This window comes from Stenotrophomonas sp. GD03958, from assembly GCF_029839005.1.
GTDB classification, from domain to species: Bacteria; Pseudomonadota; Gammaproteobacteria; order Xanthomonadales; family Xanthomonadaceae; genus Stenotrophomonas; species Stenotrophomonas hibiscicola.
In genome coordinates, this window is the sequence record NZ_JAOBZT010000089.1 from 1 (window position 1) to 15208 (window position 15208).

Consider the following 15208-nt stretch of genomic DNA (forward strand, 5'->3'; position numbering starts at 1 on the left):
GCCGGCCGCTGGCCGGCACTCCCGTTGCAGCATCATTTCTCGACGAACGCGCGCTCGAACACGTAGTGGCCCGGCTGGCCGATGCGCGGCGATACCTGGAAGCCGCGGGCATCGAGCACGCTGCGCAGATCAGCCAGCATCTGCGGGCTGCCGCAGATCATCGCGCGGTCGTTTTCCGGGCTCAGTTCCGGCAGGCCGAGGGTGCGCTGCATCTGGCCGCTTTCCATCAGCGAGGTCAGGCGGCCCTGGTTGGCGAACGGCTCGCGGGTAACGGCCGGGTAGTACAGCAGCTTGTCGCCGATCATGTCGCCGAGGAACTCGTGCTCCCGCAGTTCCTTCTCGAAGTAATCGCGATAGGCCAGGTCCTTTTCGTAGCGCACGCCGTGGCAGAGGATCACCTTCTCGAAGCGCTCATAGGTTTCCGGGTCCTTGATCACCGACAGCCACGGCGCCAGGCCGGTGCCGGTGCCCAGCAGGTACAGATTCCTGCCGGGGTGCAGGTCGCTGATCAGCAGGGTGCCGGTGGGCTTCTTGCCGACCAGCACCTTGTCACCCGGCTTGATGTGCTGCAGGCGCGAGGTCAGCGGGCCGTCCTGCACCTTGATGCTGAAGAACTCCAGCTGCTCTTCCCAGTTGGCACTGGCGATGGAGTACGCACGCAGCAACGGGCGCGCGTCGGTTTCCAGGCCGATCATCACGAACTGGCCGTTCTCGAAGCGGAAGCCGCTGTCGCGGGTGGTGGTGAAACTGAAGTAGGCGTCGGTCCAGTGGCGGACCTCAAGCACCGTTTCGGCGCCAAAAGCGGAGGACATGGGCGTATCTATCGAAAGTCGTCGGAGGTGATTCTATCTCAAATGAGACAGGTTCTCATTGGGCGGAACGAGAGGCGTTCTCAGCGGTAACCGGCCGCCTGCAGTTCGAACAGTTCGGCGTAGCGGCCGCCCTGGGCCATCAGCTGCGCATGGGTGCCGCTGGCCTCGATGCGGCCATCGGCCAGCACCAGGATGCGGTCGGCCATGCGTACCGAGGAAAAACGGTGGGAGATCAGCACTGCGGTGCGATTATCCGCCAGTTCCCTGAACCGCTGGAACACGTCGAACTCACTGCGCGCATCGAGCGCGGCGGTGGGCTCGTCGAGGATCATCACCTGCGCGTTGCGCATCCAGGCGCGGGCGATGGCGATCTTCTGCCATTGGCCGCCGGACAGGTCCACGCCCTGCTTGAAGCGACGGCCGATCTGCTGCGCGTAGCCGCCGGGCAGGTCGTCGATCACTTCCTCGGCCATGCCACGCCGTGCCGCGTCGGCGATGCGCGCCTGATCGTCCATCGCCTCGACTTGGCCGACGCCGATGTTCTCGCCCGCGCTGAGGTTGTAGCGCACGAAATCCTGGAAGATCACCCCGAGGTTGGCACGCAGGTCGTCCAGGTCGTAGTCGCGCAGGTCGCGGCCATCGAGCAGGATGCGGCCCTCGTCCGGTTCGTACAGGCGTGCCAGCAGCTTGACCAGGGTGGTCTTGCCGGCGCCGTTCTCTCCCACCAGGGCCAGCACTTCGCCGGCGTGCAGCTGGAAATCCAGGTGGCGCACCGCCCACTGTTCGGCATCGGGATAGCGGAAGCCGACGTCCTCGAACACGAAGCCCTGGCGGATCGGCTGCGGCACGCGCACCGCCCCTTCGCGCGAGTGGATCTCCGGCTGGATCTGGAAGAACGAGAACAGGTCATCCAGGTACAGCGCCTGGCTGGCCACCTGCGAGAATCCGATCAGCAGGCCCTCCAGGAGTTGGCGCAGGCGCAGGAAGCTGCCGGCGAGGAAGGTCAGGTCGCCGATCGTGAAGTCGCCGCGTACCGTGCGCCAGGCGATGTAGGCGTAGGCGGTGTAATAGCCCAGCGTGCCGAGCGCGGCCAGCAGCGTGCCCCAGAACGCGCGGCGCCGTGCCAGTGCGCGGTTGGCCAGGAACAGCGCCACCGACAGGCGCCGGTAGCGCTCCACCAGGAAGCGGTGCAGGTTGTAGATCTTCACTTCCTTGGCCGTTTCCACGCTGGCACCCAACTGGCGCAGGTAGTCGAGCTGGCGGCGCTCGGGCGTCCACTGGAAGTTGAGGCTGTAGCCGGCCGCATTGAAGTGCGATTCGCCGATGAAGGCCGGCACCAGTGCCAGCGCCAGCAGCAGGATCAGCCACGGCGCATAGACCAGCAGGCCGATGGCGAGGCTGGCCACGGTGATCGCATCCTGCACCTGGCCGAACAGCTGGCTCATCAGGTTCATCCGGCCCATGGTCTGGCGCCGTGCACGGTCCAGCTTGTCCTGCAGGTCCGGGTCCTCGAAGTCCTCCAGATCCAGCGTCGCGGCGTGTTCCATCAGGCGGATGCTGGTGGCGTTGGCGAACAGTTCCGAGAGCAGCGCATCGGCATAGCTGACCAGCCGGCCGAGCAGGTCCGAGGCGATGGCCAGGCCGAATTCCAGCGCCAGCAGGCCCAGCAGTGGATTGAGCAGTCCGCTGGACAGCGCCTCGCCCAGTGGCGGGAAGCCGGCACCGTGCTGGCTCAGGTGCAGGGCGCTGTCGATGATCAGCTTGCCGACGTACAGCATCGCCACCGGCAGCAGCGCCCGGATCAGCCGCAGGCCAAGGCTGGCCAGGGTGAGCGCGGGGCTGGTCTGCCACACCATGCGCAGGAACGGCGGCAGGTTACGCATCGCCTTGAAGCGCTGGCGCAGGCTGGGTTTCTTCGCGGCGGCGGCGCCAGCGGTGGGGGAAGCAGGCATGCGCGTATTGTGCGCGCCTGCTACGTGCAGAGGGGGTCAGTGCAGGCGTGTGGCCGGCACCGGGGTCAGATCCCTTTGCGCGGCAAAGGGCTCTGACCCCAGCGACCCACAGCGGGTCAGAGCCCTTCGCGAAGCGAAGGAATCCGACTCTCCCGCATCCACGCATGGCGTGGATCTACCGTGTCGACCAAGGTCGACACCTACCAGCAGCACCGATGAACTGTCGAAGGCGGGGTGGGTCAGGCCGGCAGCGGCGGCAGCAACCCCGCACCGAGGCGGTTCCAGGCATTGATCACCGCGATGCCCATGCTCAGGTCACTGATGCCCTTCTCATCGAAGTGCGGCGCCAATGCATCGAACGCCGCCTGCGACGGCGCGCCGTCGGTCAGCCGGGTCAGTGCCTCGGCCCAGCCCAGCGCCGCGCGCTCGCGTTCGTCGAAGAAGCGGCTCTCGTGCCATGCCGGCAGCGTGTCAAGCTTGCGCGGCTCGATGCCGCCCTTGCGCAGGGCCGTGCCGTGCATGTCCATGCAGTAGCCGCAGCCGTTGAGCTGCGACACGCGCAGGAACACCAGTTCCATCAGGGTCGGATCGATCGAGCTGTCATGCACGGCCTGGCTGGCGGCCAGCAGGCCCTTGAAGGCCTCGGCGGCCAGGCGGGTGTAGGGAACTCGGGGCGAGGTGTGGTTGGACATCGTGGGCTCCAGGGCGGCCACGATGGCCGCCTTTCACTCCCAGGACGCCGCAGCACCATCGCGCGTGACAACCCTCGGCAGCTTTTCCGGATTCAGCACGCTGTAGACATTGGCGATGCGGCCGTCGACCACTTCGATGGTGGTGACCGAGTGCAGGCGCTCGCCGTGGAAACGCAGGATCGCCGGCTCGCCGTTGACATAGCCGAGCTGCGCCGGATGCGCCGCGCCGCGGCGGGCGATGGCCCAGAACAGGCGGCCGATGCGCTCGGCGCCCAGCAGCGGGCGTACCGCTGCGGTGACCACGCCGCCGCCGTCGGAGACCAGCTGCGCGTTGGTGTGCAGCAGGGCCTGGATCGCGTCGCTGTCGCCGCGCTGCGAGGCATCCATGAAGCGCGCCAGCAGCTGCCGGTGCTGGCTGGCGTCGGCATTGAAGCGCGGCCGCCCGGCGTGCAGGCGCTGCCGGGCACGGTGTACCAACTGCCGGCAGTTGGCTTCGCTGTGGCCGATCAGGTCGGCGATTTCGCGGTAGTCGTGGTCGAAGGCCTCCTTCAGCAGGAACGCGGCGCGTTCTTCGGGGCCGAGCTGTTCGAGCAGGGTCAGGAAGGCCACCGAGACCTCGTCGGCCAGCGCATGCAGCTGGGCCGGGCCGGGCGCGGGGTCAGGCTCCAGGGTAACCGCCAGCGGTTCGGCCAGCCATGGGCCGACATAGTGGACACGCTCGCGCTTGGCCGCTCGCAGGCGGTCCAGGCCGAGCCGGGTGGTGGTGGTGACCAGCCACGCCTCGGGGTCGCGGACGCTGGCCGGATCGGCGCCGGACCAGCGCAGCCAGGCATCCTGGACCACGTCTTCGGCGTCGGCGCGGCTGCCGAGCAGGCGGTAGGCCAGCGCCATCAGGCGCGGGCGGTGGGTCTGGAAAACGGTTTCGGCGTTCATGTGGGCAAGGACGCCGCAGTGGCGCGTGGCGTGACAGAGCGTCGGGGGAATCTTGCCGGCCAGCGGCCAGCACGACCACCCCGGGGCCGGGGGAGGGGGTAAAATGGGCGGATTACCCCCGCCAGCCTCGAGCAAGCGAGCAAGCCGTGACATCGATCAAGCAGGAAGACCTCATCCAGTCCATCGCCGACGCGCTGCAGTACATCTCGTACTACCACCCGGTCGACTACATCAAGAACCTTGCCGCCGCCTACGAGCGCGAGGAGTCGCCGGCCGCGAAGGAAGCGATGGCCCAGATCCTGATCAATTCGCGGATGTGCGCCGAAGGCCACCGTCCGATCTGCCAGGACACTGGCATCGTCACCGTGTTCCTGGAAATCGGCATGGACGTGCGCTGGGACGACGCCACCATGGGCGTGGAAGACATGGCCAATGAAGGCGTGCGCCGTGCCTACATGCACCCGGACAACAAGCTGCGCGCTTCGGTGCTGGCTGATCCGGCCGGCAAGCGCATCAACACCAAGGACAACACCCCGGGCGTGGTCAACGTCAAGGTGGTGCCGGGCAACAAGGTCGACGTGATCGTCGCCGCCAAGGGCGGTGGTTCGGAAGCGAAGACCAAGTTCGCCATGCTCAACCCGTCCGACTCGATCGTCGACTGGGTGCTGAAGACCGTGCCGACCATGGGCGCCGGCTGGTGCCCGCCGGGCATGCTCGGCATCGGCATCGGTGGCACCGCCGAGAAGGCGATGCTGCTGGCCAAGGAAGCGCTGATGGAGCCGATCGACATCACCGAGCTGCAGGCCCGTGGTGCGTCCAACCGCATCGAAGAGCTGCGCCTGGAGCTGTACGAGAAGGTCAACGCGCTGGGCATCGGTGCGCAGGGCCTGGGTGGCCTGACCACCGTGCTCGACATCAAGATCAACGACTACCCGACCCACGCGGCCAACCTGCCGGTGGCGATGATCCCGAACTGCGCGGCCACCCGCCATGCGCACTTCACCCTCGATGGCAGCGGCCCGGTGATGCTGGACCCGCCGTCGCTGGAAGACTGGCCGAAGCTGACCTACGACGCGTCCAAGGGCACCCGCGTGGACCTGGACACGATCACGCCGGAAGACGTGGCCAGCTGGAAGCCGGGCCAGACCCTGCTGCTCAACGGCAAGCTGCTGACCGGCCGCGATGCCGCGCACAAGCGCATGGTTGACATGCTCAACAAGGGCGAGCAACTGCCGGTCGATCTGAAGGGCCGCTTCATCTACTACGTCGGCCCGGTCGATCCGGTGCGCGACGAAGTGGTGGGCCCGGCCGGCCCGACCACCGCCACCCGCATGGACAAGTTCACCGAGCAGGTGCTGGCACAGACCGGCCTGCTGGGCATGGTCGGCAAGGCCGAGCGCGGCCCGGCCGCGATCGAGGCGATCAAGAAGCACAAGTCGGCCTACCTGATGGCCGTGGGTGGCTCGGCCTACCTGGTGTCCAAGGCGATCAAGGCCGCCAAGGTGGTTGGTTTCGCTGACCTGGGCATGGAGGCGATCTACGAGTTCACCGTGCAGGACATGCCGGTGACCGTGGCAGTTGACTCCACCGGTGAATCGGTGCACAAGACCGGCCCGCGCGAATGGCAGGCCCGTATTGGCAAGATTCCGGTGGTGGTGGAGTAATCCTTCCACCCAGTGTTCAGACAACGGCGCCCGTGTGGCGCCGTTGTTGTGTGCAGCCTGCCTGCGCGTGGCCTGCTCTGCTAACGTACTGGCTGGCGTTCTGGAAGGGAGTCCATCGTGCTGCAGTGGCCGCGTGTTTTCGTGTTGCTGGTCGCTGCGCTGGCGTGCAGCGCCTGCGGGCCACGTTACTTCGTCGAGCCTCCCACCCACGAAGCGGGGAAGATCTGCGCGTCGGTCTGCGAGAACCGGAAGGCAACGTGTGACTTCCACAACCGCGCCCTTGCCGAGTCGGATCAGCGCAGCTGCGAAAGCGAGAAGAGCCGGGTCATCAGCCGTTGCAGTGATATCGCCGATGACAAGCAGCGGCACAACTGCGAAGGGGGCAACGGTGCCGGCAACTACTGCGGTCCCCCGGTGCTTCCTTCATGCGGCGCTCCGTACGCCCAATGCCTGCTCTCCTGCGGCGGCACCGTGAATGACGTTCGCACCGACACCGGTGTTCCCGTGTACTGATCGGGGGGCGCGTCGGGCCTGCACGAGTAACCGTAGTCTGCTAGGGTCGGCACATCCCTGCACTGGATGTGCCCATGCGCCTGCATCGATCCGTCGCGACTGTGTTCCTGCTGGTCCTGGCCGGCTGCAGCACAACGTCCTCCTATGAAGGTGCGGATTTCTCCGCCTCCTCGCAGTGCCGCGTGCAATGCCAGGCCGATTATCGGAGCTGCATGGCGCGGGGGAGTATCGGCAGCAACGACTTCAGCTGCGAACAACAGATGGTGCCGGCGCCGGACAAACGCTGCAAGGACGTTGCCAATCCCGAACTGCGCCGTTCCTGTGAACTGAAGACGCACGACTGCGCGATACGCACGCCGATCATGTCCTGTAGCGAAGGCCGCGATACCTGCATGAGCCGCTGCGGCTGAGCAACGATTGCCCGTGCAGGGCATAATCGGCCGATTCATCCACCCGGGACTTGCGCATGAGCACCACGCTGTATGGTTCGACCAGCACCGCAGCCCTGGTGGTGCACTGGCTGCTGATCGAGCTGGGCATCGAGCATGAACTGGTGCTGCTGGATTTCGACGCACGCGAGCACAAGTCGGCGGCGTACCTGGCACTGAATCCGGCCGGCGTGGTGCCGACGTTGCTGATCGATGGCCTGGTATTGACCGAGGCGGCGGCCATTGCAGTGTACCTGGCCGATCGTCATCCGGAAGCCCGCCTGCTGCCCCCGGTGGGCACGCCGCAGCGCGCCGATGCCTACCGCTGGATGTTCTGGTGTGCCAATACGCTGCAGCCGGCCTATCGAGCTTGGTTCTATCCACACGAAATGGCGGGCGAGGCGAATATCGAGGCCAGCCGCGGGATGGCACGGCAGCGCCTGGAAGCGGCCTGGCAGCATGTGGCCGCGCACCTGCATGCACATGGCCCCTATCTGCTGGGCGCCACGCCCTGCGTGGTCGACTACATGCTGGTGATGCTGATGCGCTGGTCGCGCAACATGCCCAGGCCCACCGACACCTGGCCGGTACTGAAGGCGCACGCCACGTTGATGAAGGCGCGCCCGGCGTTCGCCGAGGTGTACCGCCGCGAAGGCATCACCGACTGGTTGTAATCCAGCCGGGGGGAGAGGCGTCCGGGTAGAGTCGACTGTCAGTCGACTATCGCACGCAGTGCGGGCTTTTCCGCGGATGCATATGAAGGGTGGGGAGGGAGTCGACTGACAGTCGACTCTACCAACAGACTTCGCCCCCCCGTGGCCAAGGCGAGGCAGTGCGGGTTACAGGATCTCCAGCACTGTTTCCGGTGGACGGCACAGGCGTGTGCCCTTGTCCGTGCGCACCACGGGGCGGTTGATCAGTCGCGGGTGTTCGGCCATCGCGGCCAGCAGCGTGGCCTCGTCCGCATCCTCCAGGCCAAGTTCGGTGAACTGCGCCTCCTTGTTGCGCACCAGCGCCCGCGCGTCCAGTCCGGATTCGGCCAGCACCTGGCGCAGTGTGGCCACATCGGGTGGATTGCCGAGGTACTCGATCACCACTGGATCAAAGCCGGCATCACGTATCAGCTTCAATGCGCCGCGCGAGTTGCTGCAGGCCGGGTTGTGCCAGATCGTCACGGGCATCAGAACCACTCCAGCAGCGACACGCCCACGCCCACGTAGGTGGCCTTGTGGTTGTAGTCGATCAGGCTTTCGCCGTAACCGTCGAACACCTGCACATGCCCGCGCAGCAGGTTGCTGATCGGGAAGCCGTAATCCAGCTGCAGGGCACCGTGCGAGCGGCTGCCGGTGCGCAGCGAATGGCGCGCCATCAGCGAGACTTCGTGGCCGTTGCGGTTCCAGGTCAGGGTCGCATCACCGCGGCCCATGTAATCCTCGATGTCCGGGTTGTTGTCGTCGCTGCGGGTCTCGGGAATGCGGTACCAGGGGCGCAGCACCAGCGCCCAGTTCTCGCGGTCCAGACCGATGTTGAGCATCACCCGGTTCCAGCTGCGCGAAAGCGGGTCGGCGCGGCCGTTGGATTGGTGGTTCAGCGCGATGCCGGTCATGCGCCCGCGCCAGCCACCGATCGAGTAGCCGTTGCGGAAGACCATCATCACTTCCGGCTCGTAATTGGTTTCGCGGAACGGGCGCGAATCCTCGCCGTTGTAGGCCTGCCAGCGCGAGCTCTGGGTGTAGCCGGCCCAGATGTCGCCGTTGTCGCCGAACAGGTTCTCGGCGATCTTGGTCTTGAAACTGATCTGGAACTTCAGCTCGGCACTGTCCAGCACCTGCGGCGTGGTGACCGTGTTGGCCGGGTTCGGCGAATGCGGCGTGGTGTTGCGATCGCTGGTCCAGAACGCCGGCAGCAGGTACACCGGCTTGTAGGCGCGCAGCTGGAACGGGCCGAGCTTGGAGTCCTCGGCCAGTTCCCAGCGGCTGTCCAGCAGTGAGCCCCGGCCAGCGTTTGCCAGCGCGCTGTCGGGCTCTGCTGGGCGGAGCAGATCACTGACCCGCTCGCGCAGTTTCTCTTCGCCTTGGCTTACGCGTGCAGTCTGTCGTTCTTCGCGACGGGCCTGTGCTGCTGCCTCGGCGGCAGCGTCGGCCTCGGCGGTGGACTGCGCGGAGCGCCCGAACTGCCGGTCATAACAGGCCAGGCGGGCAGCGTCTGTGGTAATCGCCGCACATGCGGCCGGCGAGGCTTCGGCGCTGGGCGCGAACTCCTGCGCAGCGAGCGGAGCACTGGCCAAGGCCAGCGCCAGCGGTGCGAGGCGGGGAAGCAGCGGGGGGAGGGTCATTCCAGCAGGCCCTTCGGTGAATACGGGAGTCGCACAGTGTGGCGGCTGTACCGGGTCGCGGCCAGCCCCCACGGTTTATGCACGCCCACCGCGTGCGTGCGGCGTGAAGGCGGTGCCGATTACAGGAACCACGCGAAGGCGAACAGGCCAAGCATCGCGATCACTACGGCCAGTTTCAGCGCCAGGCCGAGCAGGATGCCGAGCCAAGTGGCCAGTCCCACCCTGGTCGAGCGGCCCAGCTCGCGGGTGTGCCAGTACTCGCCGAGCAGGGCGCCGAGCAGTGGGCCCGCAAACAGGCCGATGGGCATGAAGAACAGCCCCACGATGCTGCCGGCGAAGGTGCCCCACAGCGCCTTGCGGCTGGCACCCACCCGCTGTGCACCCACTACGGTCGCCAGCACGTCCGCCAGCAGCGAGAGCACGGTCAGTACGCCCAGCGCAACCAGGGTCGGCCAGCCGACGTGGACGAAGCCGTCCGCCCAGGCCGCCAGCAGCAGTCCGATGAACACCAGCGGGATGCCGGGCAGGGCCGGGAGGATGATGCCCGCGATGCCGGCGAGGACAAAAATGACCGCTAGCAGATACAAGATGAATGAGAGTCCCATGCTGTCCCGTATGGTGGCCGTTTTGGGGTTGACAGTGAAAGATTTTGCCAGTTGCTTTTTCGTTTTGGGCGGGTTAAGTTGCAGTCGCTGAGCTTGGCAAGGTCACCGTGGATCGTGGCCTGATGAAGCAAGATCTTCCCGATCCGCTGCATCGATGCACCTCGCTTCCCCCTTGCTTGTCAGCCGCCCACCAGGCGTTTCCAACAACAAGAGAGAGTCACCAGGGAGTTAGTGAGATGTCTGATCGCGAGACCGGTACCGTCAAGTGGTTCAACGATGCGAAGGGATTCGGCTTCATCAGCCGTGAAAACGGCGAAGACGTGTTCGTGCACTTCCGCGCCATCCAGACCCAGGGCTTCAAGAGCCTGAAGGAAGGCCAGAAGGTCACCTTCACCGTCGTGCAGGGCCAGAAAGGCCTGCAGGCCGACGCCGTGCAGCCGACCTGATCGCGCTGCAAGCCGTCGCATGAAAAAGGCCCGCGCAAGCGGGCCTTTTTCTTTGCGATCGGCCCGGTGCAGATCAGCGCAGGATGACCTTGCCGTTGACCACGCGCACGTAGGTGTTTTCGCGGATGCCGCCGAGGTCGCGCTGGTTGACCACGATGGTGCGGCCATCGTCCATGCGCACGCTGATGTCGTAGGTATCGCTGGTGACGTTCTTCTGGATCTGGTTGCCCGCCAGCGCGCCGCCGACCGCGCCCGCAGCGGCGGCGATGTTTTTGTTGCCACGGCTGCCGCCGGTGTGGTCGGAGATCTCGTGGCCAGCCACCGCGCCGACGATGCCGCCGAGGATCGCGCCGGTCGCGCTGGGCGCAGTGCGGCCCGAGGGCACGGTGTTGATGCGGGTGACGATGCCGCAGTCGGCACAACGGCCCTGGTTGTAGCCGCCGTTGTTGCCGTAGCCGCCGTTGTTGTAGCCGTTGTTGTAGCCGCCACCGCCATAGCCGGGGGAGGTGGCACAGCCAGCCAGGGCGAGGGTAGCGATGGCGCTGGCGGCGATGAGCTGGATCTTCATGGGGCGTCTCCTGGCCGTGAAGGCGGGTGCGTTGGGTGGTACTGCGTCGTGCAGCAGGGTGGACGAATCGTCCCCTTTTGAACGTGAACAAGGCGCCAACCGCGCAGCCCTTGCCCGGCTGCAGGATGAATGCGGCTCAGCGGAAGTCCTGGTGGCAGGCGCGGCAATCGGCCTGCACCGTTTCCACCACCTGCGCCAGGGCCGTGCAGTCGCTGGGCGGCGCGGCCAAGGCGGCATTGAGGCTGCCGCGCAGCTGGCTGGCATGCTGCTGGAACTGCGCGCTGTCCTTCAGCCCGGGGAAGCCAAGATCCAGGTCGTTGGACAGCAAGCGCATTGCCTGCAACCGCGGCACGCTGTCGGCCAGGCTGCAGCGGTTCTGCTGCTGGGCCTGCAGCAGCAGCTGCGACTGCCGTTGCATCACCTGCATCAGGCTGTCGGGGAACGGGTCGCGGCGGGACTGCAGGGCACGGCCGACCATCACCGAGGCGACCAGCCCGATCAGCAGGCCCAGGCCGAGCACGAACAGGTAACGGTAGGCAGGGGACGGGCGGCGGGGCGGGCTGGCGTTCATGGCGGGCTCTGCGGGCGTGCAACGGTGGGTTCGATGCCGGCGCGCTGTAGGCACTGGCGCCTGCACGTTAAAATAGCCGCATGAACGAACAGGTCAAACAACGCTTCGCCGGCATCGAACGGCTGTATGGCGTAGGTGCGCTCGAGCGCCTGCAGGGCAGCCGCGTGGCGGTGGTGGGCATGGGCGGGGTCGGCTCGTGGGTGGTGGAAGCGCTGGCGCGTTCGGCGGTCGGCCACCTGACCCTGATCGACGCCGATGACATCTGCGTGTCCAACACCAACCGGCAGCTGCCGGCGATGGAAGGCAACTACGGCCGCAACAAGGCCGAGGCGATGGCCGAGCGTTGCCGTGCGATCAACCCGGACATCGAGGTCGATGCCGTGCAGGCATTCCTGACCGTGTCGAACATGGCCGAGTTGCTGGACCATGGCTTCGACCTGGTGATCGATGCCTGCGACAGCTTCCGGGTGAAGGTCGAGTCGATCGCCTGGTGCCGCCGCCGCAAGCTGCCGCTGCTGACCGTGGGGGCTGCCGGTGGTCGCACCGATCCGACCCTCGTGCGCATCCGCGATGTCTCGCGCACCGAGCACGACGCCATGCTGGCGCTGATCCGCAAGAAGCTGCGCAGCGAGTTCAATTTCCCGAAGAATGCCAAGCGCTATTTTGGCGTACCGGCGGTGTACTCGCTGGAAAACGTGAAGTATCCGCAGGCCGATGGCAGCGTCTGCGGCATCCGCCCGAACCTCGGTGCGGACGCTGCATTGAAACTGGACTGTGGCGCAGGCCTCGGTGCGGCAACCCACATCACCGGTGCGTTCGCCTTCGCCGCAGTGGGCAAGGCGCTGGAAATGCTGCTGGAGCCGAAGAAGGTGAAGGCCGACGTGGCTGAAGCCCACGCCGACGCATGACGGTAGGCGCCGGCCGCTGGCCGGCATTGCCGTTGATCGTCGCCGATTCAATCAACACGTAAGTGCAGCCGGTAGCGCCGGGCCCTGCCCGGTGGCGGGTCCGCCGCCCGTTACAACGCTGGCAGAGCGAACAGCCGTCGCGCGTTCTCCGTCGTGGCATGTGCAACGGCTTCAACGTCCATTCCGCGCAGTGCCGCGACATGGCGGGCGATGACCGCCAGCCGTGCCGGTTCGTTGCGCTGGCCGCGGATGCCGGCGTCAGGCTGGTCGGGCGCGTCGGTCTCCAGCAGCAGCTGTTCCAGCGGCATCCCGCGCACCAGGCGCTGCAGCCGTTGCGCGCGTTCGTAGGTCAGCGGACCACCGAGACCGAGCAGGAAGCCCTGCCGGTGCAGCTGCGCAGCCTGTTCGGGGCTGCCGGAAAAGCTGTGCACCACGCCGCGCAGGCCGCCGATACGGCGGATCGCGGCGATCACCGCGTCCACCGCGCGTCGCGCGTGCACGATTACCGGCAGCTCGAACTCGCGGGCCAGTTGCAGCTGGCCGATGAAGTACGCCAGTTGCGTCTCTGCATCCAGTCCCTCGACGAAGAAGTCCAGCCCGCATTCGCCGATCGCACACGGGCGTTCGCGAACGATCCATTCGCGCAGCAGCGGCAGATGGTCGGGCCGGTGCTCGGCCAGGAACATCGGATGCAGGCCGTAGGCCGGGTACAGCCCCGGTGCCTGCCGGCAGACCTCGCGCAGCTTCGGCCAGCTGGCCGCGGTCACCGCCGGCACCACCTGCAGGCGCACGCCAGCGGCCTGCGCGCGCGCGATCACGGCGCTGCGGTCACTGTCGAACTCGCCGGCATCGAGGTGGCAGTGGCTGTCGACCAGCGGGCTCAACGCTGTTCCAGCGACGGCGCAACCGTGGCAGCGTGGCGGCTTTTCCAGTTGGCCAGCAGCAGGGTGCCGAAGCCGAGGACCAGCTCATCGACGAACGGGATCGGGTCCGGGATGAACAGCGTCAGCACGAACAGGCCCGCTGTAAGCTTGAACAGGGTGGGGTAGCGCAGCCGGCGGGCCCATTGCAGTACCGGCAGCAGCATCGGGTTGGCCATGGCGGAAATCCTCGTGGGGAATATGCAAACGCTACCACGGGCCCAGCATTTCCCGATGCTGAATGGGTTACAGGAATGAGCAGGAAATGTGGAGATTCCGTTCAGGCAGCGCATGCTGCAATCTGGTTCGAGAACGTTGCGGATGGTCCGCAAGGAGCAGGTCATGAAAAGCACAACTACAACTGTCCTGGTCGCAGCGGGCGCGCTGCTGGTCGGTGGCATCGCCACCGCCGCCTTCATGAAGAGTGGCGACAAATCGCCCGATTCCATCAGCGCCACCACCCCCAATGGCGAGTCGCGCCTGGTCGACGGCAGTGCCACCGACGATGGCGCACGTGGTGACAGGCTCGACCCGTCTGCGCCGCGTGGGCTGGAATACGCCGACGTGCTGAAGGTCGACCCGATCACCGAGAAGCAGAAGGCCTACGCCACTGTGATCGGCACCGATCCGGTGCGCGAGACTTCCACCACCCAGACCCCGCACGAGGTGTGCCAGGACGTGACCGTGCAGGAACGCCTGCCGGAGCGTGATGGCAACGTCGGTGGCACCGTGGTCGGCGCCGTGGTCGGCGGCCTGCTCGGCAACCAGGTCGGCGGTGGCAACGGCAAGAAGGCCGCGACCGCAGCCGGTGCCGTGGCCGGTGGCTTCATCGGCAACCAGATCGACAAGCGCCACGTGGGTGGCCGCGTGGTCAACCGCACCGAGCGCCAGTGCCACACCGAGACCGCCACTTCCGAGTCGAGCCGTGTTACCGGCTACAACGTGACCTACCGCAACGAGGACGGCACCACCGGCACCATGCGCATGGCCAGCAAGCCGGGCAACCGCATCGCCATGGGCACCAATGACGTGGTGAAGGGCTACAACGTGACCTACCGCTACGACGGCGCCGAGAAGACCGTGCGCATGGACAACAAGCCGGCCAGCGATCGCCTGCCGGTGGTCGATGGCCAGCTGGTCACGCAGACCGCTGCTGCCGGCGCCACTGCGGCCACGCGCCAGTAATCCAGAATACGTGCTGTACCCGACGGGCCGGCGCATGCCGGCCCGTTTCGTTGTGAGCGCGGGCATTCATCCGTGTGGAGGCGGAATCCACCATCATGGTGGCCCCTTCGACATGGAGTCGGCATGAGCATCTTCGACCTGCGCCTGGAAACCGAGCGCCTGATCCTGCGTCCGCTGCTGCGCGAGGACTACGAACCCTATCTGGCGTTCTGCGCCGACGAGGAAACGATGCGCACCCTCGGTGGCGTGCAGCCGCCTTCGGTAGCCTGGCGCGGCTTCTGCAGCCTGGCTGGCGCCTGGCAGCTGTTCGGCTTCTCGATGTTCAGCGTGATCGAAAAATCCAGCGGGGACTGGATCGGGCGGATGGGCCCCTGGCAACCGCAGGACTGGCCGGGTACCGAGGTCGGCTGGGGCATCCGCCGCGCCAGCTGGGGCCGGGGTTATGCGCCGGAAGCGGCGGTCGCGGCGATCGACTGGGCCTTCGACACGCTGGGTTGGCACGAGGTGATCCACACCATCGCCGAGAACAACGACAACTCGCGGGCGGTCGCGCGCAAGCTGGGCAGCACGTTGCTGCGGATGGGCGAACTGCCGCCGCCGTACAACGACAAACCGATGCAGATCTGGGGCCAGTCGCGCGAACAGTGGCGGCAGCGTGCACGCTGAATGTGGCCCG

General features: G+C 66.6%; 19 protein-coding genes. 8 read left to right on the top strand and 11 right to left on the bottom strand.

The annotated features are described in order from the left end of the window. Positions 1-32: 32 nt before the first annotated feature. The 4 genes from N5C25_RS18465 to N5C25_RS18480 all read right to left on the bottom strand — a co-directional run bounded on the left by N5C25_RS18465 (position 33) and on the right by N5C25_RS18480 (position 4389). On the bottom strand, positions 33-812 hold the full coding sequence (locus N5C25_RS18465; RefSeq protein ID WP_058981225.1) for a ferredoxin--NADP reductase: 780 nt from the start codon (positions 810-812) through the stop codon (positions 33-35). 80 nt (positions 813-892) lie between these two features. After that, a complete protein-coding gene (locus tag N5C25_RS18470) occupies positions 893-2764 on the bottom strand; it encodes an ABC transporter ATP-binding protein (RefSeq protein WP_279937577.1) in 1872 nt (623 codons plus the stop codon). Between the two features lie 239 nt (positions 2765-3003). Further along, positions 3004-3456 (bottom strand): carboxymuconolactone decarboxylase family protein, encoded by a 453-nt coding sequence (locus N5C25_RS18475; protein ID WP_279937578.1) that lies wholly within the window; start codon positions 3454-3456, stop codon positions 3004-3006. Positions 3457-3489: 33 nt separating this feature from the next. Beyond that, positions 3490-4389 (bottom strand): RNA polymerase sigma-70 factor, encoded by a 900-nt coding sequence (locus tag N5C25_RS18480; protein ID WP_279937580.1) that lies wholly within the window; start codon positions 4387-4389, stop codon positions 3490-3492. Positions 4390-4535: 146 nt separating this feature from the next. Between N5C25_RS18480 and N5C25_RS18485 the strand changes: the two genes are divergently transcribed. The 4 genes from N5C25_RS18485 to N5C25_RS18500 all read left to right on the top strand — a co-directional run bounded on the left by N5C25_RS18485 (position 4536) and on the right by N5C25_RS18500 (position 7668). Further along, positions 4536-6053, top strand: coding sequence for a fumarate hydratase (locus tag N5C25_RS18485; protein ID WP_005410296.1), 1518 nt, complete (start codon positions 4536-4538; stop codon positions 6051-6053). 117 nt (positions 6054-6170) lie between these two features. Further along, positions 6171-6566 (top strand): hypothetical protein, encoded by a 396-nt coding sequence (locus N5C25_RS18490; RefSeq protein WP_021203025.1) that lies wholly within the window; start codon positions 6171-6173, stop codon positions 6564-6566. 74 nt (positions 6567-6640) lie between these two features. Then, positions 6641-6976 carry a hypothetical protein gene (locus tag N5C25_RS18495; protein ID WP_019660430.1) on the top strand — a complete coding sequence of 112 codons (336 nt, stop codon included), beginning with the start codon at positions 6641-6643 and terminating at the stop codon, positions 6974-6976. A gap of 56 nt (positions 6977-7032) precedes the next feature. Next, positions 7033-7668, top strand: a complete 636-nt coding sequence (locus N5C25_RS18500; RefSeq protein ID WP_279937581.1) for a glutathione S-transferase family protein — start codon at positions 7033-7035, stop codon at positions 7666-7668. Between the two features lie 165 nt (positions 7669-7833). On the opposite strand, the gene arsC is transcribed toward N5C25_RS18500, so the two are convergent. From arsC to N5C25_RS18515, 3 genes are all read right to left on the bottom strand, one after another. Next, on the bottom strand, positions 7834-8175 hold the full coding sequence (gene arsC, locus N5C25_RS18505) for an arsenate reductase (glutaredoxin) (RefSeq protein WP_279937582.1): 342 nt from the start codon (positions 8173-8175) through the stop codon (positions 7834-7836). Then, on the bottom strand, positions 8175-9329 hold the full coding sequence (locus tag N5C25_RS18510; RefSeq protein ID WP_279937584.1) for a phospholipase A: 1155 nt from the start codon (positions 9327-9329) through the stop codon (positions 8175-8177). The genes arsC and N5C25_RS18510 overlap by 1 nt, the downstream gene beginning before the upstream one ends. Positions 9330-9448: 119 nt before the next feature. Beyond that, entirely contained in the window at positions 9449-9934 is a 486-nt protein-coding gene (locus tag N5C25_RS18515; RefSeq protein ID WP_019660426.1) for a DUF456 domain-containing protein, read from the bottom strand. A 236-nt stretch (positions 9935-10170) separates the two neighbouring features. On the opposite strand from N5C25_RS18515, the gene N5C25_RS18520 reads away from it, so the two are divergent. Further along, positions 10171-10380 carry a cold-shock protein gene (locus N5C25_RS18520; RefSeq protein WP_005410290.1) on the top strand — a complete coding sequence of 70 codons (210 nt, stop codon included), beginning with the start codon at positions 10171-10173 and terminating at the stop codon, positions 10378-10380. 73 nt (positions 10381-10453) lie between these two features. Here N5C25_RS18520 and N5C25_RS18525 read toward each other — a convergent pair whose 3' ends face one another. Then, on the bottom strand, positions 10454-10948 hold the full coding sequence (locus N5C25_RS18525; RefSeq protein WP_005410289.1) for a glycine zipper 2TM domain-containing protein: 495 nt from the start codon (positions 10946-10948) through the stop codon (positions 10454-10456). A 136-nt stretch (positions 10949-11084) separates the two neighbouring features. Next, entirely contained in the window at positions 11085-11519 is a 435-nt protein-coding gene (locus tag N5C25_RS18530; protein ID WP_279937585.1) for a hypothetical protein, read from the bottom strand. Positions 11520-11599: 80 nt separating this feature from the next. Here N5C25_RS18530 and N5C25_RS18535 point away from each other — a divergent pair, with 80 nt between their 5' ends. Next, the gene (locus tag N5C25_RS18535; protein WP_279937587.1) at positions 11600-12427 is read left to right on the top strand and encodes a tRNA threonylcarbamoyladenosine dehydratase; all 828 of its coding nucleotides are present in this window, start codon (positions 11600-11602) and stop codon (positions 12425-12427) included. 110 nt (positions 12428-12537) lie between these two features. Here the strand turns inward: N5C25_RS18535 and N5C25_RS18540 are convergent, their stop codons facing one another. Together N5C25_RS18540 and N5C25_RS18545 are read right to left on the bottom strand one after the other, a co-directional pair. Continuing rightward, complete coding sequence (locus N5C25_RS18540) at positions 12538-13311, bottom strand: TatD family hydrolase (RefSeq protein ID WP_279937588.1); 774 nt, start codon at positions 13309-13311, stop codon at positions 12538-12540. Then, positions 13308-13526, bottom strand: coding sequence for a DUF6116 family protein (locus N5C25_RS18545; RefSeq protein ID WP_019660422.1), 219 nt, complete (start codon positions 13524-13526; stop codon positions 13308-13310). Before N5C25_RS18545 ends, N5C25_RS18540 begins: the two co-directional genes overlap by 4 nt. A 163-nt stretch (positions 13527-13689) precedes the next feature. Here N5C25_RS18545 and N5C25_RS18550 point away from each other — a divergent pair, with 163 nt between their 5' ends. Both N5C25_RS18550 and N5C25_RS18555 read left to right on the top strand, forming a co-directional pair. Beyond that, entirely contained in the window at positions 13690-14532 is an 843-nt protein-coding gene (locus N5C25_RS18550) for a glycine zipper 2TM domain-containing protein (RefSeq protein ID WP_026347069.1), read from the top strand. A 123-nt stretch (positions 14533-14655) separates the two neighbouring features. Continuing rightward, positions 14656-15198, top strand: coding sequence for a GNAT family N-acetyltransferase (locus tag N5C25_RS18555; protein ID WP_005410283.1), 543 nt, complete (start codon positions 14656-14658; stop codon positions 15196-15198). Positions 15199-15208 lie beyond the last annotated feature (10 nt).